This window comes from Tahibacter caeni, from assembly GCF_024609805.1.
GTDB classification, from domain to species: Bacteria; Pseudomonadota; Gammaproteobacteria; order Xanthomonadales; family Rhodanobacteraceae; genus Tahibacter; species Tahibacter caeni.
Genome location: NZ_JANFVR010000037.1, coordinates 1 through 25,665 on the forward strand (window position 1 = coordinate 1; position 25,665 = coordinate 25,665).

Below are 25,665 nucleotides of genomic sequence, written 5' to 3' on the forward strand. Positions count from 1 at the left end.
GCCGCCCGTCGCCGCGACACCGGCGCCGCCTGTGAGCGACGCGTCGGCCGGCGAAACGACGGCGCCGGCGGATCCGGCATCGCTGCCGGTCGCCGCGACCGGCGATGCGGCGCCGGAAACGGCGCCGGTCGAGACGCCGACCGCCGTCGGCGATGCCGTCGCGCTAGTCGACGAATCCGCGGCGGCGCCCGAAACGACGCCGGCCGGCCCGACGCCGCTGCTGCGCGAGGACGGCACGACCGGCAGCCTGGCCGAAGTACCGACGGTCGAGGATCCGGTGCAGAAGCTCGTGCGCCTGGGCCGCGGCGATCTGGCTGCGCAGCGCTATACGACGCCGCCGAACCAGAACGCCGTCGACCGCTTCAGGCTCGCGCTGCGCATCGACGGGCGCGACAAGGGCGCCAAGCAGGGCCTCGTCGACACGGCCAAGGCTTACGTCACGCTCGGCAACAAGGCGCAGTCGCTCGGCGACCTCGCGGGCATGAAGACGAACTTCGACAAGGCGCTGGAGCTCGCCGCGCTCGTGCCGGCCGAAGGCAAGCCGGTCGGCGACGAAGTACGGCAGCGGCGCAGCAATCTGGCCGGTCCGCTGCTCGAAGACGCGCGCAAGGCCGCGGCGGAATGGGACAAGGTCGCGGCCAAGGCGGCTTACGACAAGGCGCTGCTGATCGATCCGAACAACGCCGTCGCGCTCGAAGGCCTGCGCAAGCTGCCGTCGATCGGCAGCGCCGGCTTCGTATTCCGCGACAAGCTCGACGACGGCAGCCAGGGCCCCGATCTGGTTGTGCTGCCGGGCAAGCGCGTCGCCGCGGGCCGCTACGAGCTCACGCGCGGCGAATTCCGCCGCTACTGGAGCGTCGGCGGCGCCAAGGGCGCGAAGGAAGCTTCCTGCCGCGATCGCGAATCGGTGTTCCGCAGCTCCAAGAAGCGCGGCTGGCAGAATCCGGACATCGAGCAGGACGACAGCCATCCGGTCGTCTGCGTGAGCTTCGAGCAGGCGCAGGGCTATGTGCGTTGGCTGTCCCAGCGCAGCGGCAAGACCTACCGGCTCATGACCTCGGCCGAATTCGACGCCGTCGCCCGCGAGGCCGCGGCCGGCTGCGGCGGCGCCAATCTCGCCGACCAGGCGTTCAACAAGGCGTTCGACTCGCGCGCCGGCGCTTCCTGCGACGACGGCTTCGCCGGCACGGCGCCCGTCGGCCGCTTCGCCGCGAGCCCCGCCGGGCTGTACGACGTCGACGGCAACGTGCGTGAATGGGTGGTCGAGCGCCGCGCGCGCGGCCGCAGCTGGCTGTCGCCGCCGGACAAGGAACAGTCCGATGCGAACGAAAGCGTCGGCTCGGACGTCGCACTGAACACCTTGGGCCTGCGCGTCGTGCGCGAGCTCGAACAGCAGCAATAGCCGGATGCGGAAACGGGCCCGAGCCGTTTCCGCCGTACGGCGCGCAGGGGGGGGCGGTTCTGCCGGAATCCGTCCGCGGGGGGAGGCGGCCGGTTCCCGGGCAATCCGTTGCCGGATGACGCGGCTGGTCGCCTTGCGATCGTCGGCGGCGCTTCGGTTTGCGCGCGCCGCTGCGTTAGTGCGGGCGGCGCCGGTCCGCGTGCAGGCGGCGTGAAGGCGGCCGCGGCAGGCGCCGTATTTGCATGAGCGTCGCTTGCGCGCCGTCACGGGCGCCGCCTAAGCTGTCGGCGATAGCGCGCCCAGAGGAACGGGGCGGATACCTACTACGATCAAGGGGCAGGATCGAATGAAGCTGATTTTTCCGAACGGCGAGCACGAGCCGGTAACTCTGAGCGAAGGCATCACCGCGATCGGTACCGCGGCCGAATGCCTGATCGTTCTGGCGGCTCCGGGCATCGCGCTGCGGCATGCGGAAGTGCATCTGCGCAACGGCCAGGCGCTCGTGCGCGTACCGGACCCGCGCAACGTCGTCGTGCTGAACGGACGCCAGGTCACTTCCGACACGGCGCTCAAGCCCGGCGATCTGCTGCTGTTCGCGAAAGTCGGCTGCCAGGTGCTGGCCGCTCCGGAAAAGGCGGCGCCGGCACCGGCACCCAAACCGGCCGGCAACGACGACAATGACGGCCGCACGCGCATCCGCCAGGCCCTGCCCAAGTTCATGCTGCGCGGCGTGTCCGGCTCGACGTTCGGCAAGACCTATGCGCTCGTGGGCACGATGACGATAGGCCGGCAGCAGGACTGCGACATCAGCCTGCCCGGCGACGAGATCTCGCGGCATCACGCGCGCGTCCAGGTGCTGCCCGACGGCGTCATGGTCGAGGACATGGGCTCGGCCAACGGCACCTTCATCAACGACAAGCGCGTGCACAGCGGCGTGCTCAAGCCCGGCGAGGAACTGCGCCTGGATACCGTGCGCTTCCTGCTGATGTCGCCGGGCATGGACACGGCCAAGCCGACGCCGGCACCGCCGCCGGCCGCGGTGCCGGAAAAGAGCGGCCCTGGCGCGGGCGTCTGGATCGCGATCGCGGTCGTCGTCATTGCAGCGGCCGTCGGCGCGGCGAAGTTCGCGGGTCTGTTCTGAGCGCAGCGCGGCGCCGGAGTTCGCGCCGCGGCAATAGCGTTTCCCTGCGGCGGCTGCGGCGCATCGCGCCACGGCCGCCCGCCTACGCAGCCGTCGTCCTTCGCAGCGGCGCGTTCGCTTCCCGTCCGGCGCTCGTCGCGCGCGGAAATGTTCTCGATGTTCGATGGGGCGGCGCGGTCGCTTCGCGCGGTGCGGCGTGCGCAATCGTCCCGAGCGGCGGCACATGGCCCGCAACGCGTGGCCGTGCGGTCAGGAAGTTGCCGAGATCGCGCGGCGTACGTCGAGCTTGACGCGCATCGACAGGTCGATCGCGCGCACGTGCTTCGTCAATGCGCCTATCGAAATGAAGTCGACGCCGCTCGCGGCGATCGTGCGCAGGCGCGTGAGGTCGACGCCGCCGGACACTTCGATCTCGGCGCGGCCGGCCACGTCGGCCACGGCGCGGCCGAGGTCCGCGTCGGAGAATTCGTCGAGCATGACGCGGTCGACGCCGGCGGCGAGCGCTTCGTGGAGCTCGTCGAAATTCTCGACTTCGACTTCGAGCAGCAGCTCCGGATGGCGCGCGCGCGCCGCGCCGACGGCCGCGCTCAGCGAGCCGGCCGCGGCGATGTGGTTTTCCTTGATCAGGATCGCATCGAACAGGCCGATGCGATGGTTGCTGCCGCCTCCGCAGCGCACCGCGTACTTCTGCGCGATGCGCAGGCCCGGCAGGGTCTTGCGCGTATCGAGTATGCGCGTACGCGTGCCGGCGACTGCCGCGACGTGGGCCGCGGTGACGCCGGCCGTCGCCGACAGGGTCTGCACGAAGTTCAGCGCGCAGCGCTCGGCCGAGACCAGTGCACGTGCGTTGCCCTGCAGTTCGACGAAGGTCTGGCCGGCCGTCAGGCGATCGCCGTCGGCGGCCTGCCAGCGGATCTCGACGGTGGGGTCCAATGCCCGGAAGCAGGCTTCGAACCAGGCCTGGCCGCAGAGTACGGCGGCTTCGCGCGTGATCACGTAGGCGCTGGCCGTCGCGTCGGCCGGTAGCAGCTCGGCGGTGGCATCGCCGCTGCCGAGATCTTCGGCGAGCGCACGCTGTACGTCGGCGGCTACAAGGGCCGCCTCCGGCGGATCGAATCGCATGCGGACTCCGGGTGTTCGCTCAGTTCGGCGCGGCGGCCGCTGCGCCGGCAGCCGCGGCAGCCGGTGCGTTCTTGGCCGCGTGCGTGCTCTTGAGCCGCTCGACGATCGCATCGAGCGCGCGGTCGAACAGCGGCACTTCCTCGAGCACCGTGATGCGCGCTTCGGCGAGATCGCTGGCCAGCTGCACGAGCGTGCGGTCGGCGACCTTGAGCCCCTTGCGGTTGACGAACAGATATTTCGAGCTGATCGGGCTGATCCACGACAGCTTGGCGCGTTCCTTGGCGCCGTGCTCGTCGAGGAACTCGATCCAGGTGCCGACCTTGAGCTCGCGCACGGCGGCGATCCAGCGTTCCTCGACCGATTCCGGCGGCGGCGACGGCGGTTCCTCTTCCTGGATCGCGCTCATGACCGAAGCGCCGGCTTCCTGCGCCGACTCGGGCAGCGGGTCGGTCAGTTCGAGCTCCGGCGCGTGGGTCACCGCCGTCGGCGGCGCCGGCTGCAGCAGCGCCTGGTACAGCACATTGAGCTGCTGCATGAGCCGGCGCACGTCGGTCTCGTCGAACGCGACCGTGGCCAGACCGTGGCGCAGCGTCTTCTCCAGATGCGGCAGCACGGCAGTCAGGCGTTCGCGCTCGGCCGCGTTCTGCTTGGGCTGTACGCTCCAGATCAGTTCGTCGGCGAAGCGCAGAGCATGGCGCCATTCGTCCGAGCTGTCGCCCTGGCGCAGCAGCACGAGCACGAGATAGTTGGCCCAGGGCCGCGACAGCAGGTTGCGGATCATGTCCGGCATCGGCCGGTTCTCGATGCGCAACATGATCTCGCGTGCGGCCTGGCGACGCGCCTCGAGCAGTTTCTCGCGGCCGCGCGTTGCCTCGCCGGCGCGCTGTTCGGCGAGCTCGGCGCGGCGCTTGTTGGTTTCGGCGAAGGTTTCGAAGTCGACGCGCAGGCGGTCGAAAATGCCCAGGTCGTCCTCGAAATCCTTGAGCAGGGTTTCGACGACTTCCTTCACCTTGTCGTACAGGCGCCGGTCGCGGTCGGATTCCTCGGACCAGCCTACGCAGGCCTGGGCCAGGCTGTCGAGCAGCACGCGCGCCGGATGCGTGCGGCGCGCGAACAGATGCTTGTCGAGCAGCGCGACCTTGAGGAACGGGATCTGCAGGCGGCCGAGCATGGCCTGCATCTGCGCCGGCAGGTTGCGATCCTGCAGGATGTATTCGAACAGCATGCCGACGAGATCGATGGTGTCCTCGTCGGCGCCGGAGACGTTCGCGCCGTTTTCGCCGCGCAGCTTGCCGCCCTGGCCGAGCAGTTCCTCCTTGACGCGCAGCGCGACCTGGGCCGACTCGGCCGCGCTCTGCATGCTGAGATTCTGCGACTGCAGTATCGACAGCGCCGAGAGAATCTCCCCGGCGTTCAGCGGCATCACGTTCGGGTTGTAGGTCGTCGGCGTGTAGCCGACGCCGGCCGCGACCTCGTCGCCGCCGTCGCCGCGCCGCGTCGCGAGCAGCGCGCGCAGCGAGCTGTAAAGATTCGCCTGCAGTTCGGCTGCGGCCGCGTCGACCGGCACGTAGGCCGTGCTCTCGGCCTGTTCCAGGCCCGGAATCGCGCCGGGCGCCTCGCCCGGACGTGGCGGCGGAGCCGGACTGCCCGGCTTGCGCGCGACGCTCGCGCGCATCTGCGGCAGTACGCCGGCATGCACGAGCAGCGCGTTGAGCTCGTCGTAGAACTGGTCGAGGCCGCCCATGACGTAGCGGTCGAACAGCTTGTAGATGATCAGGCGTACCGGCAGCTCGACCTCGAGCGCGCCGCAGGCGATGCGGAAGGCCTGGCCGACGGCCGCCGGGCTGACCGGGCTGTTGGTGTCCTCGACGCGCTGGTTGCTGATGTGCGAGAGGCGCTGGTTGATCGCGAACAGCACGCGCTGCAGCCGGTTCTCGGTCTTTGCGACCATGCTCGCGACGGCGAGGGATTCCTCGAGCTCGGTCTCCTCGACCAGCGACAGCTCGTTGCTGGTCTCGGGCTTTGCGGCGATGCCGCGGCCGGCGAGGAAATCGACGAACTGGCGCGACAGCTGTTCCTGGAAGCGCACCTCGATCGTCTGGCGCTTCTTGCGCACTTCGCGCATGCCGTCGAAGTATTGCGCCTGGATCGCGTTGTTGTCGGCCTTGCTGGCCAGGTCGAACAGGGCGTCGTCGGCGTTCTCGAACAGGGTCGTCGCGAGGCCGGTCAGACGCTTGAGCGCATGCGCGCGGACCTGGGCCAGGGCTTCGGCCGGCTTCTCGCCGAGCGTGGCGGCCGCGCTGCGCTGGCTGAGGTCGACTACCTTCGGGTTGTTGTCGTTAGCGCTCATAGGCCGCATGGGAACACAGACTCGACGGTTCGGCGAAATGTAGTGAAGATCGGAAATGCGTCACGTTCTGGCTGTGAGGCAATTCGCAGTTTGCATCAAGCAGGGAAGGCGCTCAGCTGGGTGGTTCCTATGGCTTCGTCGGCCAGCATCACCGGGATGTCGTCGTCGATGCGATAGATGACTTTTCCGTCTGTCGTGACGAGCCCGGCAGCAAGAGGCGTGCCGACCGCGGCGCCGGCGACCGTCCGGACGTCGCCCGCGCGGATCGCGGCGTTGACGGCGTCCAGTTGCGGGCGGCTGAGCAGGCTGACGGGAGACTTGCTGACCGGGCAGCAGAGTATGTCCAACAAGCGCTTGTCCATGGCGCGCGTCCCTGTGAGGATTTACCCCTACAATACCGTTTTTGCCCAGGGCGGACCAATGAGCATGGCGAGCGGCAGCGAGCCTCTGGTAGGCGTGGTGATGGGATCCCGGTCCGACTGGGACACGATGCAGCACGCCGCCGACACCTTGAGCCGCCTCGGCGTGCCGCATGAAGTGCGCGTGGTCTCGGCGCACCGCACGCCCGACCTGCTGTTCCACTATGCCGAACAGGCGGCCGCGCGCGGCCTGCGCGCGATCATTGCCGGCGCCGGCGGCGCGGCCCATCTGCCGGGCATGCTCGCGGCGAAGACCAGCGTGCCGGTGCTCGGCGTCCCGGTGCAGTCGCACGCGCTCAACGGCATGGATTCGCTGCTGTCCATCGTGCAGATGCCGGCCGGCATTCCGGTCGCGACGTTCGCGATCGGCAAGGCCGGCGCGATCAACACGGCGCTGTTCGCCGCGGCGCTGCTGCAGCCCACGCATCCGGCCGTTGCCGCGGCGCTGGCTGACTACCGCGCGGCACAGACGCAGACCGTGCTCGACAACGCCGATCCGCGCCTGCCATGACGACGGTCGGAGTCCTCGGTGGCGGCCAGCTCGCCCGCATGCTCGCCCTCGCCGGCGCACCGCTCGGCGTGCGTTTCCTCGTCGTCGACAGCCTCGCCGACGCGTGCGCGAGCCAGGTCGCGCCGCTGCTGCAGGCCGACTGGCGCGATTTCGCGGCGCTGGAAGCATTCGCCGCGCGCATCGACGTCGCGACCTTCGATTTCGAGAACGTGCCGGCCGAGACCGCGCAGTGGCTGACCGAGCACACGGCGGTCTACCCGAATCCCCGAGCGTTGGCCCTGGCTCAGGACCGGCTCGCGGAGAAGACCCTGTTCCGCGAGATCGGCCTGGACACGCCGGCCTTCGCCGCGATCGACAGCAAGGCCGATCTGGAACACGCGCTGGCGGAAATCGGCTATCCGGCGGTACTCAAGACGTGCCGCCTCGGCTATGACGGCAAGGGCCAGTTCCGCCTGAAGACGCCGGCCGATCTCGACGCGGCCTGGGCCGCGCTGGGCCAGGCGCCGCTGATCGTCGAAGCCTTCGTGCCGTTCGAGCGCGAGCTCTCGGTCATCGCCGTGCGTTCGCGCGACGGCGAGTTCCGCAGCTACCCGCTGACCCAGAACTGGCATGCGGACGGCATCCTGTCGATGAGTCTCGCGCCGGCGCCGGATTCGGCCGGACTCGCCGAGCAGGCCAACGCGTTCGCGCGGCGCATCGCCGAGAAGCTCGACTACGTCGGCACGTTCGCGCTGGAGCTGTTCGTGCACGAGGGCCGGTTACTCGGCAACGAAATGGCGCCGCGCGTGCACAACTCCGGTCACTGGACCATCGAAGGCTCGCCCTGCAGCCAGTTTGAGAATCACGTGCGCGCGGTGCTCGGTCTGCCGCTCGGCGACACGAGCTCGCTCGGCGTCAACGTGATGTTCAACTGGATAGGCGATCTGCCCGAATCCGCGCCGATACTCGCCGAACCGCGCGCGCACTGGCACGACTACGGCAAGGAGCCGCGCGCCGGGCGCAAGGTCGGCCATGCGACCTTGTGCGCGTTCACGGCCGAGGAAATGCGCGAGCGCCTCGCGCGCGTGGCCTGGGCGCTCGGCCGGGAAATCCAGGCCGAGCCGGTGCTGAAGGTCCTGCGGGCCGGCTAGCGCTGCGCCCGCGGCGTCCATGAAAAAGCCGCCCGGAGGCGGCTTCGCGAAAGGGCGGGCCGCCTTGCGGCGGCTGGCGGAGTCAGGCCATCTGCGCGGCCACGAAATCCCAGTTGACGAGGTTCCAGAAAGCCTCGACGTACTTCGCGCGCGCGTTGCGGTAGTCGATGTAATAGGCGTGTTCCCAGACGTCGCAGGTCAGCAGGGCCTTGTCGGTGCCGGTCAGCGGCGTCGCGGCATTGGAGGTGCTGACCAGGGCCAGCGAACCGTCCGGACGCTGCACGAGCCAGGCCCAACCCGAACCGAACGTCGTCAGCGCGGTGTTCGTGAACTGCTCCTTGAACGCCGCGAACGAGCCGAACGCCGCATTGATCGCTTCGCCGAGCTTGCCGCCGGGTTCGCCGCCGCCGTTGGGCTTGAGGCAGTTCCAGTAGAACGTGTGGTTCCAGACCTGCGCCGCGTTGTTGAACATGCCGCCGCTGGACTTCTTGATGATGTCTTCGAGCGGCAGGTTCTCGAACTCCGTGCCCTTGATCTGGTTGTTCAGATTGGTCACGTAGGTCTGGTGATGCTTGCCGTAGTGGAAGTCGATCGTTTCGGCCGAGATGATCGGAGCGAGGGCGTCCTTGGCATAGGGCAGGGGGGGCAGTTCGATCGCCATGAGGCAGTTCCTTGCGGTTGGGCTGGGATTCTCGATTATAGGTATCTCGGCGTCGCCTGTGCGTCGCCGTCGGCGCGGCAGCGGGCCCGGCCGCGGCGCTGCTACAATCCGCGGTCCGGCAGACCGCCGCGTTTCTCTTCAGGTAATTCCCGTGGACGTACTCGAGCGCATCAAGACCACCGTCGAAGGCAGCCCCATCGTGCTGTTCATGAAGGGCACGCCGCAGTTTCCGATGTGCGGCTTCTCCAGCCGTACCGCGCAGGCCCTGAAGGCCGTCAATGCCGAATACGTGTCGGTCAACGTGCTCGAGGATCCGGAGATCCGCGCGAACCTGCCGCGCTATTCCAACTGGCCGACCTTCCCGCAGCTGTTCATCAACGGCGAGCTGATCGGCGGCTGCGACATCACGCTGGAGCTCTACGAATCCGGCGAACTCGAGCGCATGGTGCGCGAGACGCGGAAAGCCTGATGGCGACGCTGCCCGCGGACTGGAAGCCCGCCGCCGCCGGACTCGCCGGCCGCACCACACTGATCGTCGGTGCCACGGGCGGCCTCGGCCGCGCCAGCGCGCTGGCCTGCGCCGACGCCGGCGCGACGGTCGTGCTGCTCGGCCGCAAGGTGCCGGCGCTGGAGAAGCTCTACGACGAGATCGAAGCGCTCGGCGCGCCGACGCCGGCGATCTATCCGCTGAATCTCGAAGGCGCGACGCCGGCCGACTACGAGGAACTGGCCGACACGATCGCGCGCGAATGCGGAGGCCTCGACGGCATCGTCCATGCCGCGGCGCATTTCGCCGGCCTGCAGCCGCTGGGGCAGATCAAGCCGGAAGAGTGGATGCGCGTGCTGCAGGTCAATCTGAACGGCCCGTTCCTGCTGATCCAGGCACTGCTGCCGCTGCTGCTGCAGTCGCCCGATGCGAGCATCGTGTTCGTCGAAGACGATGCGGCGCGCGTACGCAAGTCGTTCTGGGGCGCGTATGGCGTGGCCAAGGCGGCGCAGAACGGTCTTGCCGCGATCCTGCACGACGAGACCGAGAACACCTCGGTGCGCGTCGCCAGCCTGCTGCCGCCGCCGATGCGCACGGCCTTGCGCCGCATGGCCTATTTCGGCGAGAACACGCTGGATCGGCCCGAACCGGCCGACTTCGCCGCGGCCGTGGTCTATCTGCTCGGCCGCGACGGCGCCGCGGTGCGCGGCGACACGCTGGATCTGCGCAGCACGCACTGACGCGCCGCACGCACCGCAGGGGGATCCATGGACAGTCAGATGAGTACCGTGTCGGCCGGCATCCTGCTGTTCCTGATCATGGATCCGCTCGGCAACATCCCGATTTTCCTGAGCCTGCTCAAGGGCGTCGCGCCGGAGCGCCGCCGCCGCGTGCTGCTGCGCGAGCTGCTGATCGCGCTCGTCGTGCTGTTCGCGTTCCTGCTCGGCGGCCAGTACATCCTCAAGGTGCTGCAGCTCAAGCAGGAGTCGGTCAGCATCGCCGGCGGCATCATCCTGTTCCTGATCGGCGTGAAGATGGTCTTCCCGCCCAAGGAAGGCGTGTTCGGTCATGCGGAAGGCGGCGAGCCGTTCATCGTGCCGATGGCGATTCCAGGCGTGGCCGGTCCCTCGGCCATGGCCGCGCTGCTATTGTTGACCCATACCCAGCCCGGCAAGCTGCCGCAATGGGCGCTGGCCCTGTTCGCGGCCTGGTTCGCGACGGCGCTGATCCTCTGGTCGGCGACCTATCTCTATCGGCTGCTCGGCGAAAGCGTACTGACGGCGCTGGAGCGCCTGATGGGCATGATCCTGATCGCGCTGTCGGTGCAGATGCTGCTCGACGGCATCGCCAAATACCTGCACGCCGCGGCGGCCTGACGGCGCGGCGCGGCTCCGGCGACGGGTCGCCCGCGCGGGAATCCGTCGGGCGCCCGATGCCGTTCATGTCGTCCTCCGATCGCGCCAAGCGCCTGCCGCGCCGGCGTTTGGCCGTCTCCGGCCGGCGCCGCGCCGTCCCGCAGTCCACGCGACCGGCCGCGACTGAATAGTGGCTCGATTCAAACGCCTGTAACATCCGCCGTCGAGCATCGCTCGAGTCGGAACGGAGATCGGTCGTGATCAGCGTCGAACGCAGCCTTTACGAGAAATTTCCGCGGCTGGCCGAGGGCGTTGCGAAAAGCCTGTCCAAGCCCGTGGTCAGTCTGTTGCGCCGCATCGTCTGCGAGGACGAGATCAACGCGAGCATCGCGCGCTACGGCCGCTACAGCGGATTCGAGTTCATCGAGCAGGTGCTCGAGGGCTTCGACGTCAGCTACAGCGTGGCCAACACCGACCGCGAGAACATTCCGGTCGACGGCCCGGTCGTCATCGTCGCGAACCATCCGCTCGGCGCGCTCGACGCGCTGTCCCTGCTGCAGCTCGTCGGCAGCGTGCGTCGCGACGTGCGCATCCTCGCCAACGACGTGCTGATGCATCTGGAGCCGCTGCATTCGCTGCTGCTGCCGATCAACGTGTTCGGTGGCGATACGTCCAAACCCAGCGGCATGCGCGGCGCCTACCGCGCGCTCGAGGACGGGCAGGCGCTGATCGTGTTCCCGTCCGGCGAGGTGTCGCGCATGCGGCCCAACGGCGTCCGCGACGGGCGCTGGTCGTCGGGTTTCCTGCGCATGGCGCGCAAGACCGGCGCGCCGATACTGCCGGTGCACGTCGACGCGCGTAATTCGCCGCTGTTCTACGGGGTGTCCCTGCTGGCCAAGCCGCTGTCGGCGCTGCTGCTCGCGCGCGAAATGTTCGGCGCCAAGCACATGCGCATCGGCTTCACGATAGGCCAGGCGGTGCCGACCCAGGCGCTGGAGCGCGAGAACGCGACGCCGGAGCAGCTGGCCAAGGCCATGCGCCGGCATGTCTATCAGCTGGCCAAGCGCCGTCCGAACCGTTTCACGACCTCCACTGCGATCGCGCATCCGGAGCCGCCGGCAGTCGTACGCAAGGCGCTGAAGGAACGCGCCGAAGTGCTCGGTGCGACGACCGACGGCAAGCGCATCCTGCTGCTCGATGCGCAGCCCGACTGTCCGGTCATGCGCGAGATCGGCCGCCTGCGCGAGCTCGCATTCCGCCGCGTCGGCGAAGGCACCGGCAACCGCCGCGATCTCGACCGCTTTGACGCGCACTACCGGCACATCGTGCTCTGGGACGAGGAAGCGCTGGCCGTGGTCGGCGCCTATCGTCTCGGCGAAGGGCGCGCGATCCTGCGCGATCACGGCATGGCCGGACTGTATTCGGCGTCGCTGTTCGACTACGCGCCGGAAGCCGACGTCTTCCTGCAGGATGCGGTCGAACTCGGCCGCAGTTTCATCCAGCCGGCCTACTGGGGCTCGCGCAGCCTCGACTATCTCTGGCAGGGCATAGGCGCGTTCCTGCGCAAGCGGCCCGAGGTGCGCTATCTGTTCGGTCCGGTGAGCCTGTCGGCCAGCCTGCCGCAGCCGGTCCGCGAGCTCATCGTGCATACGCATGGCCGCTTCTTCGCCGATCCGGAGCACCTCGCGACGGCCAAGAACCCGTTCCGTATCTCGCCGGAAGTCGCGCGCGAGGCCGATGCGGCGCTGGAAGGCAAGGACGCCAAAGCGGCGCTGTCCCTGCTCAAGCAGCAGCTGGCCGTATCCGATCAGGCCATCCCGACCCTGTACCGCCAGTACGTCGATCTCTGCGAACCCGACGGCGTGCGCTTTCTCGCGTTCGGCGTAGACCCGCAGTTCGGCGGCTGCGTCGATGGCCTGATCCGGCTGGACCTGACCCGCCTCAAGCCGGCCAAGCGGTCGCGCTACCTCAGCGACCCGGGCCCGTCAAGCGAATAAGTCGGCAGGGTTTTGCCAATCTGTCATCTATTGCTGTTAAACTGCCGTTAACGGGGTCGCCGGCGCACGGACTCGCAGGGTCAGGCTCCAGGGGAAGTAGAAAATTCAAGGTCTTGCGACCGCCGCGCACAACGATGGGGACCATCGTTGCGCGGTTTTCGTTCGGCCAACGACTGTAACAATTGCACGCAACCCAAGGGTGAAACGATGAACAAGCGACTCCGTGTCAGAGTCCTCCCGCTGGTGCTCGCATCGCTGCTGGCTTCCTCGCCGAGCTTTGCGCAGAACACGTCGGCGGGAATGTCGGGCCGCATTACCGACAGCGCCGGCAATCCGGTCGCCGGCGCCACCGTGGAAATCGTCCACGTCCCGTCGAACACGACCAAGACCGTCACGACCGATGCCGAAGGCCGTTTCGTGGCCCGCGGCCTGCGCGTCGGCGGCCCGTTCGTGGTCGACGCCGAGAAGAGCGGTCTGAACAAGGCCGAGCGCAAGGACGTCTACCTGAAGCTGGCCGAAGACACGACGGTCGACATGACCCTCGGCGCCGATGCTTCCACCCTTGAAGCCGTCGAAGTCACCGCCACCGCGATGTCCTCGACGTTCCTGGCGGACAACAAGGGTCTGTCCACCAACGTCAACAACCAGCAGATCCAGGCACTGCCGTCGATCTCGCGTTCGATCCAGGACTACGCCCGCGTCGATCCGCGCATCGTGCAGACCGACAAGGAACGCGGCGAAATCTCGGCCGTCGGCCAGAACTCGCGCTACAACAACATCAAGATCGACGCGGTCTCGACCAACGACGAATTCGGCCTGGAATCGACCGGCCTGCCGTCGCAGACCGGCAGCCAGCCGATCTCGATCGACACGATCGAAGAATTCAACATTTCCACCGCGAACTACGACGTCACGAATTCGCGCGCCGTCGGCGCGTCGATCAACGCCGTGACCAAGAGCGGTACCAACGAGTTCAAGGGTTCGGTCTATTTCACCTACCGTGATCCGGACTTCATCGGCGAGAACGAAGCCGGCACGAAGTTCACGGGCTTCGGCAAGCAGACCAACAAGGGCTTCACGCTCGGCGGTCCGATCCTCAAGGACACGCTGTTCTTCTTCCTGAACTACGAAGAGTTCGAGCGCACGAACGTCGCTCCGGACGTCGGCGTGCGCGGTTCGGGCGCGACCAACGAAGCCGGCATCACGCAGGCGCAGATCGACGACATCGTGCGCATCGCGCGCGACCGCTACGGCTTCAACGCCGGCTCGCTGAATCCGTCGGGCGACCTGACCGACAAGAAGTATCTGGCCAAGTTCGACTGGAACATCAACGACTATCACCGCGCGAGCTTCCGCTACAACAAGACGGAATCCTCGGTGCCGGTGCTGGAGCGCCTGACCGGCGGCCAGGTGTCGCTGTCGTCCTGGTGGTACGACAAGAGCTACGACTTCGAAAACTACGCGCTGAACCTGTACAACGACTGGAACGAGAACTTCTCGTCGGAAGCCTCGATCTCGTACAGCAAGTATGCGAACGAGTCGCTGCGCAGCTCCGACCTGCCGGCCATGGCGATCGCCGTGGCGGGCCTCAACGGCGCGCCGAACACGACCGTGTTCATCGGCTCCGAGCGTTCGCGTCAGGCCAATGCGCTCGACGTGAAGACCTGGAACGCCTACTGGGCCGGCGACTGGTTCATCGGCGACCACGACATCAAGTTCGGCTTCGACTACAAGAAGAACGACACCTTCAACCTGTTCCTGCAGGACTTCTACGGCAACTACTCGTTCGCGAGCATCGCCGACTTCGAAGCCGGCCGTTACTCGCCGCTGCCCTCGGGCTACACGGGCGGTCTGCTGCCCGGCAACGTCGGCTACCAGCTGAACTATCCGCTCGGCGGCGACGCGAACAACGCGGCGGCCGACTGGGCGCTGAAGCAGTGGGGCTTCTTCGCGCAGGACACCTGGCAGGTCACCAACAACCTGTCCTGGCAGTTCGGCGTGCGCGTCGACCGCTTCGTGACCGACGACTTCCCGCTGTACAACGCGAACGTCGAGCCGGCGTTCAACTACCGCAACGACTCCACGGTCAACGGCCTGCAGGTCGTGCAGCCGCGCACGAGCTTCAACTACACCTTCGACACCTCGCGTCCGACTCAGCTGCGCGGCGGTATCGGCCTGTTCCAGGGCAGCAACCCGGGCGTCTGGCTGTCGAATTCGTACAGCAACAACGGCCTGCTGTTCTCGACCTATCGCGCGAATAACGGCACCGACTTCTCGGCGGATCCGTTCAACCAGCCGCGTCCGGCCGGTTCGCCGGTGCTGCAGACGATCTCGCTGATCACGCCGAACTTCCACGCGCCGTCGGTCTGGAAGAGCTCGCTCGGTTTCGACCACGAGCTGCCGTGGATGGGCCTGATCGCGTCGGCCGAGTACATCTATCTCGACGTGCGTGACGGCGTGCAGTTCAACTATCTCAACCTCGGCCCGGCGACCGGCCGCCTGCCGGACGGCCGCGACCAGTTCTGGGCCAATCCGGGCACGGGCACCGGCGCTTCGCGTTCGCGCCGCAACACCTCGTTCGGCGACGTCGTCCTGCTGCGCAACACCCACGAAGGCAAGGGCAGCAACCTGACCCTCTCGCTGGAAAAGCCGTTCACCGGCAGCTGGGGCGGCAAGGTCGGCTACTCCTACGGCAACTCGAGCGAAACCAACGTCGGTTCGTCGTCGGTCGCGCTGTCGAACTGGAACTCGCTGGCCGTCTACAACGCCAACGAAGACGTCGCCGCTACCGCCGCGTCGGAAATCCAGCAGCGCTTCACTGCGGTGCTGAGCTGGCGCCATGCCTTCTTCGGCGACTACAACACGATGGTGTCGGGCTTCTACGAAGGCCGCACGGGCCGTCCGTTCAGCTACACCTTCTCGAACGACGCCAACGGCGACGGCAACTCGGGTAACGACCTGTTCTACGTGCCGCTGGATCAGAACGACGTGATCTTCGCCGACCAGGCGCAGGCGACCGCGTTCTGGAACTACATCCAGAGCAACGAATTCCTGAACAGCCACCGCGGCCAGGTCATCAGCCGCAACAGCGCCCGCAGCAAGTGGATCAACCAGATCGACCTGCGCTTCTCGCAGGAAGTGCCGGGCTTCTTCAAGGGCAACAAGGGCGAGCTCTGGATCGACATCCTGAACTTCACCAACCTGCTCAACAAGAAGTGGGGCCATATCGAGGAAGCGCCGTTCAACTCCAACGGCGGCCAGCGCCTCGGCGTTGCGGAATTCGGCGGCGTCGACCCGGCCACGGGCAAGTACATCTACCGTTACCCGCGCGGTGCGCAGAGCTTCGTGACCAAGGACAACATCGGCGAATCCCGCTGGGCGGTCCAGGTCGGTCTGCGCTACTCGTTCTAAGCGGCACGAGCGACGCGGCGCCGGTTTCCGGCGCCGCCGTCGGCAAGAACCCTCGGCAGCGATGCCGGGGGTTTTTGTTTTCCGGCACGTGGAGATAACGAGCTGTTATATTTTTATAGATTTATTCTGCGGCTTCGAGCTGCCTGACGGCCGTTAGAAGGGCACAAGTGGTGGCCAGTCGTTCGGCATGTGGGAGCCGCCGTCGCGGTGGCGCAATCGGAGGCGTACTGCCGCTCGAAAGTTCGAGCGACTGCGACAGCCTGTGCGCGTTCGCACCAAGCTGACCGGTCGCACACGGTGAACATCGATCAAAGCGGTGCGTGGCGAATGTGCCGGGTGGGCGGAGTCGCCTTTGAAGCCCAGGTCGATCCGTCGCGGCCGTCTGCACAGTGAGCGCGACCTGCGATTCCTGCGGATTCGATCGGCCGCGGAGGCCTCCTTGCGCTCGTCCGGTGCAGAGGGCACGGTCCGCCGGGATTGGCAGCGGCGACGACGGCGACGGCCGGCGCGCGCGTTCCGTCGCAGCGCAGACGCCGGCATTCGGCCGCGTTTGCGCGTTTCGCCGAGACGGCCGGCGCCGCGCCGCGAAGCGCGCGGCGCGCATGGCCCGGAGCCGGCGGACGCGTCGCGTGCAACCGCCAGATGCAGTTGACGCCGGGGGCTGCTTGCGGAATGCTGGCGTGACGAATCGACGCCCCTTGCGGGCGCGCGGAACACGGCGTTCCGCATTTCCCCGCCCAGCCTTTGCCGCTGCGGACTTTGGTCCGCCGGCCCGGCGCCGGGCGCCAGATCCGGCGGCTGCCGTGCAGGCGCGGCGCCGCCCATAAGACGATGGAAGTCCATGAGCGCAGACAGCAAGCCCCCCTCCCGCCCGGCCACCGTGTCGGCGCGAATCTCTCCGGCCGCCGGCCTCGACGTACTCTCTCGCAATGAAGTCACGCGTCTGCGAGACGCCTCCCACGGCGGCGTGCGCGCGCTGCTGCGGCGCTGCGCGCTCGCCGTGCTGACCCAGGGCGTGGAGACCGACGACGCACGCGCGCTGCTCGACCGTTATCCCGACTTCGACATCCAGGTGCTGCAGCAGGACCGCGGCATCAAGATCGAGCTGACCCACGCGCCGGCCCAGGCCTTCGTCGACGGGCGCATCATCCGCGGCGTCAACGAACTGCTGTTCGCGGTGATCCGCGACATCGTCTACGTCGCGACGCAGATGGAGGCCGGCGGCTTCGACCTGTCCGATTCCAGCGGCATCACCCACGCGGTGTTCGAGATCCTGCGCAACGCGCGCATCCTGCGGCCGCACAACGATCCCAATCTCGTGGTCTGCTGGGGCGGTCATTCGATCGCGCGACGCGAGTACGAATACACCAAGCAGGTCGGCTACCAGCTCGGTCTGCGCGGCCTCGACATCGTCACGGGTTGCGGTCCCGGCGCAATGAAGGGACCGATGAAGGGCGCGATCATCGGCCACGGCAAGCAGCGGCGGAAGAACAACCGCTACATCGGCATCACCGAGCCCGGCATCATCGCGGCCGAGTCGCCGAATCCGTCGGTCAACCATCTCGTGATCATGCCCGACATCGAGAAGCGCCTCGAAGCCTTCGTCCGCGTCGGCCACGGCATCATCGTGTTCCCGGGCGGCGTCGGCACGGCCGAGGAAATCCTCTACATGCTCGGCATCCTGCTGCATCCGGACAACGTCGGCATTCCGTTCCCGCTGATCTTCACGGGCCCTCGGGAGTCGGCGGCCTACTTCGAGCAGATCGACAAGTTCCTGCGGCTGACCCTCGGTGACGACGTCGCCAAGCGCTACCACATCATCGTCGACGATCCCGCCGAAGTCGCCAAGCTCATGGTCAAGGGTATCGACAAGGTGCGCGACTATCGCCTCGACACGAAGGACGCGTTCTTCTTCAACTGGGCGCTGCGCATCCAGTACGACCTGCAGGTGCCGTTCAAGCCGACGCACGAAAACATGGCCAGTCTCAAGCTCAACGGCGATCAGCCCGCTTTCCGACTGGCTGCCGATCTGCGCCGCGCGTTCTCCGGCATCGTCGCCGGCAACGTGAAGGAGGACGGCATCCGCGCGATCGAACAGTACGGTCTGTTCGAAATCCACGGCGAGCCGGAAATGATGCGTGCGCTCGACGCGCTGCTGCAGAGCTTCGTCGCGCAACACCGCATGAAATTGCCGGGCGGCAACGCCTACAAGCCGTGCTACCGCGTCGTCGTCGATTGAGGCCATTCCGGTCGTTCATAAGCGCGAAAAGGGCTTGACGAGGGCGGGGCGGATCGGCAAAATCCCGCGCCTCACCATTCCCCGATAGCTCAGTCGGTAGAGCAAGTGACTGTTAATCACTGGGTCGGCGGTTCGAGTCCGTCTCGGGGAGCCAGATAAAAGCCAAGGGCCTGCAGCGATGCAGGCCTTTTGCTTTTGCGTCGACGGCACGCGTTTTTTTGATCGATCGCGATCGATGCCGCGTGCAGCGGTACGCCTCGACGGCGGATTCCGGAAGCAGCGAAGCGTTCCGCTCGCGCAGCGATCCCGACCGATGTGGAGTCGTGACGGATCGGACTGTCGTGCTGCGATGATCGTCCGAAGGCGCCGCAGGTCCCTGCGGCAGTCCCGCATGCAATCGCGCTTCCGCTTGCTATGCTGCGGCGTCGCCTCGCGCCGGGAAAATTCACAATGCATCGCCGCTTCGTGTCGCGCATCGCCGTTACATGCCTGATCGTCTTCGCGGCGGCGTCCGCGTCGGCGGCAGACAAGAAAATCAAGGACGGAAAAGCCCTGGTGTTCGGCAGCGTCCTGTTCACCGGCACCGTCGGCGGATCGGGCTATACGCTGACCTTGCGCCGCGTCAAAGACGGCAAGCGCGTGAAGGTGCCGATCGACGTGTTCGACCGCACGCGCGCGCATTACCATTTCGCGAAGAACGTCGAGCCGGGACGTTATTTCCTCGAGTCCGCGCAGGCGCCGTACGTGGAGTGGACGAATGCGGTCACCGGCGCCGACCAGTATTTCGAGGCCGGTGTGGGCACGGCGGTCTACATCGGCCAATGGCGTCTGGACATGGACGCACGCGGCACGCGCTACACCGTCGCATATCCCGATTACGAAGTGCTCGATTTCGCCGCGAAGCAAAAGCAGGTCGACCCCGCCGCGCTGCGCAAGGGCGTGCTCGGCGGACCGAATCAGCCTGTGGACGGCGCGCCGAAATAACGTGCTCGCCCCCGCGTGCGCCGCGGCCTGGGCGTGTGCGCCGGGTAACGAGCGGTAGCGATCGCCCGGTCGTCACCGCCGATGCTCGATTCTTCGCGAGGCCGCCGCGGCAAGGCGTGCGTGTTCGATGACGGCGCCCGAGTCGGCGCAGCCCGGGCACACAAGAAAAGCCGCTGCGCGTCGAAGAATGCGGATGCGCAGCGAAGAATGCCGACGCGCGCATCGGCATCGCGAGAGGATGCCTGGCGGCGACGTGGATTCCGTCGGCGCGGCGCCGAGGTCGTGCCAGGTCGTCGGATGCGCGTGACCCTCGGCGAAGCGGATTCGCCGGGAGGACTGCTCCGCGCAGATACACTGTCAGCGCCGTTGTCCGCATTCCGTTGCGAGGACGTCCAGCAACGGCGCGACAGTGTATGGCTCCGCAATCGGCACGCGTCCGGGAGTTCAGGCGACGCTGAGCAGCCGGGCGCGTTCTTCCTTTATCAGCGCTTCGTTGATGCGGATGAACTCGCGCAGCAGCTCATCGCCGGGATTGCTGGCGAGCTCGGCGCGGGCGCAGCGCACATAGGACTCGAGGCGCTGGATCGTGCGTATGTCGGACAAGGTCTGGCGTGCGGCGGACTGCATGGCGATTCCTCGTGGACCGAACGGGCCGGCGCGCTCCGCACGCGCCGGCCGTCCTGGCCCTCGGTTCAGGGGGGCATCGTCCTTGCAGCTTCCGGGCTTCCATTGCCCGCCGCGGACCCGTATGTCCCCGGAGCAGGTTCAGGATGCCGCTTCGCCGCCGCCGGCGAATCCGGAAAATGCCGCGCCGAAGCCTAGGAAATTTCCGAGATTGCACCGGCGACCGAGGCGGTCCCGGCGGTCTGGATTCTGGCGGTCCCGGCGGTCCCGGCGGTGGCAGTGGCAGGTGGCAGGTGGCGGGCCGGACCTTCGGCCGCTCAGGCTCGGGAGAGCCACCCGATCGGCTTCACGGCCGGTTTCGCTGCGGGCGCGCCGGAAGCGCCGTTCAGCCCGCTGCGCAGGCGTGGGCGGCCTGGAGCGAGCTGGCCGCTCCGCTGCGGACGCGGCCGGCGTTGTTGATGACCAGGGTGCGTGCCTTGCGCGGGCCGCGCTTGTCGCAGAATGTCACGGTCGCATTGCTGCCTTCGCTGGTGCCGTCGAAGCGGTAGCGGATGCGGTGGCGTCCTTCATTCGTCGCGATGCGCACGTGCGCGTCGGCCGGCGTGGTCAGCAGTATCGGCTCGCCGGCGCTGCGCTGGCCGTCGTGATCGCCGTCCTCGAACAGCATCCAGCCGTCCTGCCAGTACGAGGTCGCCATGCAGCGGTCGCCGTCGCTCGGGCAGGCGACGACGTTGTTGCCGCGCTCGACGGCGCCGAGCCGCGCCTGCGCGAGCGTCTCGATCCAGTGGTTGATCGTCGCGCGCTGCTGCAGGCTGGCGCGCACGTCGCCGAACAGCGGCAGGCTCGCGCCGAGCGCGACCACGGCGATGGACAGTACGGCGACGAGTTCGATGAGGCTGGCGCCGCGCAGGCGCAGCGGAGTGATGGCAAGCATGGCAGTCATCCTTAACTGGGGTGAGTACAGGCTAGGCCTCGTCCCGCGGCGCCGTCAGCGGCGATTGCCGCGCCGCTGCATAAGAAATATCTGAATCAGGACAGGCTTGATCGCGGCCGGCGTCGACCCCCACCTATACTGCCGATTCGAACGGAGAACCCCATGACCGATCAGTTCCAGCTGGTGGCGCCGTACCAGCCGTCCGGCGACCAGCCCGGCGCGATCGCACGCCTCGTCGACGGCTTCGGCGCCGGCCTGGCGCATCAGACCCTGCTCGGCGTCACGGGTTCGGGCAAGACCTACACGATCGCCAACGTCGTCCAGCAGATCCAGAAGCCGACCCTCGTGCTCGCGCCGAACAAGACCCTGGCCGCGCAGCTCTACGGCGAGTTCAAGGAGTTCTTTCCGCACAACGCGGTCGAGTATTTCGTCAGCTACTACGACTACTACCAGCCCGAGGCCTACGTCCCGTCGAGCGACACCTACATCGAGAAGGATTCGTCGATCAACGATCACATCGAGCAGATGCGGCTGTCGGCGACCAAGGCGCTCCTGTCGCGGCGCGACGCGCTGATCGTCGCGACGGTGTCGGCGATCTACGGCCTCGGCGATCCGGACCAGTACCTCAAGATGCGCATGCACCTGATGCGCGGCGAGCACACCGACCAGCGCGAGCTGATACGCCACCTGACCGAGCTGCAGTACACGCGCGGCGACTACGAGCTCAAGCGCGGCACCTATCGCGTGCGCGGCGAGATCATCGACGTGTTCCCGGCCGAAAGCGAGATGGAGGCGCTGCGCATCGAGCTGTTCGACGGCGACATCGAGAACCTGTCGATCTTCGATCCGCTGACCGGCGCCGTGCTGCGCAAGGTGCCGCGCTTCACGGTCTATCCGAAGACCCACTACGCGACGACGCGCGAGAGCGTGCTGCACGCGGTCGAGACGATCAAGGACGAGCTGCGCGAACGGCTGGAACAATTGCACAAGGCGAACAAGCTGCTCGAGGCCCAGCGCCTGCAGCAGCGCACGCAGTTCGACCTGGAGATGCTCGTGGAGATCGGCTACTGCCAGGGCATCGAGAACTACTCGCGGCACCTGACGCGCAGCCTGCCCGGAGAGCCGCCGCCGACCCTGTTCGACTACCTGCCGCCCGACGCGCTGCTCGTCGTCGACGAATCGCACGTCACCGTGCCGCAGCTCGGCGGCATGTACAAGGGCGACCGGTCGCGCAAGGAGACGCTGGTCGAATACGGCTTCCGCCTGCCGTCGGCGCTCGACAACCGTCCGCTGCGTTTCGAGGAATGGGAAGCGCGCGCGCCGCGCTCGATCTTCGTCTCGGCCACGCCCGCCGGCTACGAGCTCGAGAAATCGCAAGGCAGCGTGGTCGAGCTGCTCGTGCGCCCGACCGGCCTGATCGATCCCGACGTCGAGGTGCGCCCGGTTTCCACCCAGGTCGACGACCTGCTCGGCGAGGCGCGCGAGCGCATCGCGCTCGGCGACCGCGTGCTCGTGACCACCCTGACCAAGCGCATGGCGGAGAACCTGACCGAATACCTCGCCGACAACGGCATCCGCGTGCGCTACCTGCATTCGGACATCGAGACCGTCGAGCGTGTCGAGATCATCCGTGATCTGCGCCTGGGCGTGTTCGACGTGCTCGTCGGCATCAACCTGCTGCGCGAAGGCCTGGACATGCCCGAAGTCTCGCTCGTCGCGATCCTCGACGCGGACAAGGAAGGCTTCCTGCGTTCGGAGCGCTCGCTCGTGCAGACCATAGGCCGTGCCGCGCGCCATCTGCGCGGCAAGGCGATCCTCTACGCCGACAAGATCACCGACTCGATGCGCGCGGCGATCGACGAGACCGAACGCCGTCGCAACAAGCAGATCGCCTACAACCTCGAGCACGGCATCACGCCGCGCTCGGTCGTGCGCAAGATCTCCGACATCCTCGAAGGCGCGCGTTCGGAGGCGGCCAACGACAAGGGCCGGGGGCGCGGCAAGGCCGAGCGCAAGGTCGCCGAGCCTGCGGCCGACTATTCGACCCTGTCGCCCGAACAGATCGCCGCGCGCATCAGGAAGCTCGAAGCGCAGATGTACAAGCACGCGCAGGATCTCGAATTCGAACAGGCCGCGAAGGTCCGCGACGAGATCCACAAGCTGCGCAGCGAGGGGCTGATCGGCTAGCGGCTTGCGGTCCGCGAAAACGCCGGCGTCGGTGAGGCGCCGACGCCGCGCCGAAAGGAAAACGATGGGCGAGGAAACCGTGTGCCGTCCGCTGCGGCGATCCGGCCGGGACCGGGCGGATGCGCAGTGTCCCGTGTTCGGCGTCGCCGAAGGGCTCCAGCAGCTGCCCGCGCGGATCGGCGAACGGACCGCCGGCCGGCGCGCACACGGCGGATCGGCCCGGGCTTGAGGCCGCCGCATCCGCGGGAGAATCGCGACGCCCGATCGCGCGACGATCGCGAAGCGCAGCCGGATCCGTCGTTCCTCTTCCGTCGCCGCGGCAAGATCGGCAATCTGTGCCACGGGTGCGACCCCCGGAGACAGAAGCGAAACGTCGTGCGTCATGTTCGACCGGTCCGAGGGGGCTACGTGCCGGTCAGTCATGCCCGTATCCCCGAACCGTGCGAGACAGCGAGCCCACAGGATGAATTCGGCACAGGAATGGCGCAGCCTGCTGGATGCGCTGCGCGCGGTGCGCGCCGGCGATGCGGCGTCGGCGGCGCTCGTCACCCTGGTGCGTACGCGCGGCTCCACGTTCCGCCGCGCCGGTACGCGCATGCTCGTGTTCGCCGACAGCCGCGTCGTCTGCGAGCTCTCCGGCGGCTGCCCGCAGCGCGACATCGTGCTGCGGGCGATGGAATGCATCGCCGACGGAACGACGCGCCGCGTCACCTACAACGAAAATTCCAGCTTCGACGTGCTCATGGAAATGGGCTGCGGCGGCGAGCTCGAAGTGCTGATCGAGCCGCTCGCGGGTGCGGCGCGCACGGCGTTCGTCGCGCCGCTGCTCGAGCGCCTGGAACGCCGCCGCCGCGTCTGGCTGGCGACCTGGTACGCGCGCGACGGCGAAACCCATCCGACGCGGCATCTGATCCTCGACGACGACGGCGTCGTGCACGACGGATTCGGCGATGCCGCGCTGGTCGAGCGTGTCGCGGCGATCGTCGCGGAGCGGCGCATCCATCGCGCGCTCGATTTCCGCCTGCCGGCTACCGGCGCCGAGGCCGACCTGCTGCTGGAGCCGGTGACTCCGCCGCACGCGCTGTACGTGATCGGCAGCAATTCCGCGGCGAAGGAATTCGCTCCCGCGGCGCGGCTGCTCGACTGGCAGCTCACGCTCGTGGACGGCGACCCGGCGCGGCTCGAGGCGGCGGAGCTGCCGCCCGGCACGCGCGCGATCTGCGCGCGACCGGCCGACATCCGCGAGCGGCTGCCGTTGGACCCGCACAGCTCGGTGGTCGTGATGACCCACAACATCGAGCTCGACATCGCCTATCTGAAGGCGCTCTGCGGCGCGCCGGTAGCCTACGTCGGCGCGCTGGCCTCACGCGAGCGCTCGCTGCGCATGCGCAGCGAAGGCGGCTATCTCGGTGATGCGCGCCTGCATGCGCCGGCCGGACTCGACATCGGTTCGGACACGCCGACCGAGATCGCGGTGTCGGTGATGGCCGAGATCCTGATGACCTTGAACCGCCGCAGCGGCGGGCCGCTGCACGCGCGCGACGGAACCATTCACGACTGACGAGGCTCGTCGCGGGTGCCGTTCCGGTCTTTGCGGCATTCGCGCGACGTGCCCGCGAAACACGCGCAAAACAAAACGGCGCGAGTCCTGGGACTCGCGCCGTTTGCAGAATTGGTGGGCGCGACAGGGATCGAACCTGTGACCCCTACCATGTCAAGGTAGTGCTCTACCGCTGAGCTACGCGCCCGGTGAAGGGGCGCGAAATATAGCGGACTCGTTGCGGCAGTACAACCCCTGCGGGCGTTGTTGCCGCAGCGCGGCGGCTGTGTCGCCGCGGCGGCGGCTGATCGGCCGATGCGGCCCGGCTACAGTAGGCCCGAATCGCAGCGCCGGCGTCGTCGGGTGCCGCGATTCACACTATCCAGGAATTGCCGCGCCGGCCGTCGCGCTGAATCATGCCGTCGCCGCCGCCACGTTTTCGTCACGCCCCGGGAACCACCGTGGTGCCGGGGACAACAAGGAGATCGTCATGAGCCAGTACCGCATCGCCGTGATCGTCGGAAGCCTGCGCAAGGAGTCGTTCAACAAGAAACTCGCGCACGCGCTGATCCGCCTCGCGCCGGCCGAGTTCCGCTTCGAGTTCTCGCGCATCGACGATCTGCCGCTGTACGACCAGGACGACGACGCGAACCAGGCCGACAGCGTCAAGCGGCTCAAACAGGAGATCGCTTCGGTGCAGGGCCTGCTGTTCGTCACGCCCGAATACAACCGTTCGATTCCCGGCGTGCTCAAGAATGCGCTGGATCACGCGTCGCGGCCCTACGGCACCAGCGCCTGGAACGGCAAGCCGGCCGGCGTCATCGGCATCTCCGTCGGCGCGATCGGCACGGCGCTCGCGCAGCAGCATCTGCGCAACGTGCTGGCCTATCTGAACGTGCCGACCCTCGGCCAGCCCGAGGCTTTCCTGCAGGCCAAGGAGGGATTCTTCGACGCCGACGGCGGCATCGGCAGCGCCAGCCGCGAATTCCTGCAGGGCTGGATGGACCGCTACGTGGCCTGGATCAAGCAGCACGCCGTCTGAAGTCCGGGATCGCGGCGGCGTCGATGCGGCGCTCGGCCAGGCCTTCGGCCAGGGTCGTCGCGGCCGGAATCAGCCGCGTGAGCAGGTCGGCGCGGTAGAACAGCAGCCGCTCGCGCCGGTAGCGTGCGG

Annotated in this window: 20 protein-coding genes and 2 tRNA genes; 15 read left to right on the forward strand and 7 right to left on the reverse strand. The window is 67.7% G+C overall.

All coding sequences use genetic code 11. The annotated features are described in order from the left end of the window. Together NON22_RS05540 and NON22_RS05545 are read left to right on the forward strand one after the other, a co-directional pair. Positions 1–1,402, forward strand: a 1,402-nt coding sequence (locus tag NON22_RS05540; protein WP_257385934.1) for an SUMF1/EgtB/PvdO family nonheme iron enzyme, incomplete at its 5' end; no start/stop codon positions are given. 346 nt (positions 1,403–1,748) lie between these two features. Continuing rightward, the gene (locus tag NON22_RS05545) at positions 1,749–2,543 is read left to right on the forward strand and encodes an FHA domain-containing protein (RefSeq protein WP_257385935.1); all 795 of its coding nucleotides are present in this window, start codon (positions 1,749–1,751) and stop codon (positions 2,541–2,543) included. Between the two features lie 249 nt (positions 2,544–2,792). Here NON22_RS05545 and nadC read toward each other — a convergent pair whose 3' ends face one another. The 3 genes from nadC to NON22_RS05560 form a co-directional block, all read right to left on the reverse strand. Beyond that, positions 2,793–3,665, reverse strand: a complete 873-nt coding sequence (gene nadC / locus NON22_RS05550) for a carboxylating nicotinate-nucleotide diphosphorylase (RefSeq protein ID WP_257385936.1) — start codon at positions 3,663–3,665, stop codon at positions 2,793–2,795. Between the two features lie 19 nt (positions 3,666–3,684). Beyond that, positions 3,685–6,015, reverse strand: coding sequence for a DUF1631 domain-containing protein (locus NON22_RS05555; protein ID WP_257385937.1), 2,331 nt, complete (start codon positions 6,013–6,015; stop codon positions 3,685–3,687). 95 nt (positions 6,016–6,110) lie between these two features. Further along, on the reverse strand, positions 6,111–6,377 hold the full coding sequence (locus tag NON22_RS05560) for a Trm112 family protein (RefSeq protein ID WP_257385938.1): 267 nt from the start codon (positions 6,375–6,377) through the stop codon (positions 6,111–6,113). 64 nt (positions 6,378–6,441) lie between these two features. Between NON22_RS05560 and purE the strand changes: the two genes are divergently transcribed. Next, positions 6,442–6,945, forward strand: a complete 504-nt coding sequence (gene purE, locus NON22_RS05565; RefSeq protein WP_257385953.1) for a 5-(carboxyamino)imidazole ribonucleotide mutase — start codon at positions 6,442–6,444, stop codon at positions 6,943–6,945. After that, positions 6,942–8,075: a 5-(carboxyamino)imidazole ribonucleotide synthase gene (locus tag NON22_RS05570; RefSeq protein WP_257385939.1), complete on the forward strand. Its 1,134-nt coding sequence runs from the start codon at positions 6,942–6,944 to the stop codon at positions 8,073–8,075. Before purE ends, NON22_RS05570 begins: the two co-directional genes overlap by 4 nt. Positions 8,076–8,157: 82 nt before the next feature. On the opposite strand, the gene NON22_RS05575 is transcribed toward NON22_RS05570, so the two are convergent. Then, positions 8,158–8,736: a superoxide dismutase gene (locus tag NON22_RS05575; RefSeq protein ID WP_257385940.1), complete on the reverse strand. Its 579-nt coding sequence runs from the start codon at positions 8,734–8,736 to the stop codon at positions 8,158–8,160. Positions 8,737–8,887: 151 nt separating this feature from the next. Here NON22_RS05575 and grxD point away from each other — a divergent pair, with 151 nt between their 5' ends. The 8 genes from grxD (at position 8,888) to NON22_RS05615 (ending at position 19,209) form a co-directional block, all read left to right on the forward strand. Then, positions 8,888–9,205, forward strand: coding sequence for a Grx4 family monothiol glutaredoxin (gene grxD, locus NON22_RS05580; RefSeq protein ID WP_257385941.1), 318 nt, complete (start codon positions 8,888–8,890; stop codon positions 9,203–9,205). Beyond that, positions 9,205–9,963: an SDR family NAD(P)-dependent oxidoreductase gene (locus tag NON22_RS05585; RefSeq protein WP_257385942.1), complete on the forward strand. Its 759-nt coding sequence runs from the start codon at positions 9,205–9,207 to the stop codon at positions 9,961–9,963. Before grxD ends, NON22_RS05585 begins: the two co-directional genes overlap by 1 nt. 39 nt (positions 9,964–10,002) lie before the next feature. Next, positions 10,003–10,599 (forward strand): YhgN family NAAT transporter, encoded by a 597-nt coding sequence (locus NON22_RS05590; protein ID WP_257385943.1) that lies wholly within the window; start codon positions 10,003–10,005, stop codon positions 10,597–10,599. Positions 10,600–10,835: 236 nt separating this feature from the next. Then, positions 10,836–12,575 carry a bifunctional ornithine lipid synthase OlsF gene (olsF, locus tag NON22_RS24880; RefSeq protein WP_257385944.1) on the forward strand — a complete coding sequence of 580 codons (1,740 nt, stop codon included), beginning with the start codon at positions 10,836–10,838 and terminating at the stop codon, positions 12,573–12,575. Positions 12,576–12,782: 207 nt separating this feature from the next. Further along, positions 12,783–15,986, forward strand: a complete 3,204-nt coding sequence (locus NON22_RS05600) for a TonB-dependent receptor (protein WP_257385945.1) — start codon at positions 12,783–12,785, stop codon at positions 15,984–15,986. Positions 15,987–16,827: 841 nt separating this feature from the next. Continuing rightward, entirely contained in the window at positions 16,828–18,225 is a 1,398-nt protein-coding gene (ppnN, locus tag NON22_RS05605; protein WP_257385946.1) for a nucleotide 5'-monophosphate nucleosidase PpnN, read from the forward strand. A gap of 78 nt (positions 18,226–18,303) precedes the next feature. Next, positions 18,304–18,379 (forward strand) — tRNA-Asn (locus NON22_RS05610). A 296-nt stretch (positions 18,380–18,675) separates the two neighbouring features. Continuing rightward, positions 18,676–19,209, forward strand: coding sequence for a hypothetical protein (locus NON22_RS05615; RefSeq protein WP_257385947.1), 534 nt, complete (start codon positions 18,676–18,678; stop codon positions 19,207–19,209). Positions 19,210–19,653: 444 nt separating this feature from the next. On the opposite strand, the gene NON22_RS05620 is transcribed toward NON22_RS05615, so the two are convergent. Further along, the gene (locus NON22_RS05620; protein ID WP_257385948.1) at positions 19,654–19,836 is read right to left on the reverse strand and encodes a hypothetical protein; all 183 of its coding nucleotides are present in this window, start codon (positions 19,834–19,836) and stop codon (positions 19,654–19,656) included. A gap of 382 nt (positions 19,837–20,218) precedes the next feature. Then, on the reverse strand, positions 20,219–20,767 hold the full coding sequence (locus tag NON22_RS05625) for a GspH/FimT family pseudopilin (RefSeq protein WP_257385949.1): 549 nt from the start codon (positions 20,765–20,767) through the stop codon (positions 20,219–20,221). A 162-nt stretch (positions 20,768–20,929) separates the two neighbouring features. On the opposite strand from NON22_RS05625, the gene uvrB reads away from it, so the two are divergent. Beyond that, positions 20,930–22,954, forward strand: a complete 2,025-nt coding sequence (gene uvrB, locus NON22_RS05630) for an excinuclease ABC subunit UvrB (protein ID WP_257385950.1) — start codon at positions 20,930–20,932, stop codon at positions 22,952–22,954. Positions 22,955–23,417: 463 nt separating this feature from the next. Then, on the forward strand, positions 23,418–24,515 hold the full coding sequence (locus NON22_RS05635) for an XdhC family protein (RefSeq protein WP_257385951.1): 1,098 nt from the start codon (positions 23,418–23,420) through the stop codon (positions 24,513–24,515). 112 nt (positions 24,516–24,627) lie between these two features. Here NON22_RS05635 and NON22_RS05640 read toward each other — a convergent pair. Next, positions 24,628–24,702 (reverse strand) — tRNA-Val (locus NON22_RS05640). 282 nt (positions 24,703–24,984) lie between these two features. On the opposite strand from NON22_RS05640, the gene NON22_RS05645 reads away from it, so the two are divergent. Beyond that, positions 24,985–25,536 carry an NADPH-dependent FMN reductase gene (locus NON22_RS05645; RefSeq protein WP_257385952.1) on the forward strand — a complete coding sequence of 184 codons (552 nt, stop codon included), beginning with the start codon at positions 24,985–24,987 and terminating at the stop codon, positions 25,534–25,536. The last annotated feature ends 129 nt before the right edge of the window (positions 25,537–25,665 follow it).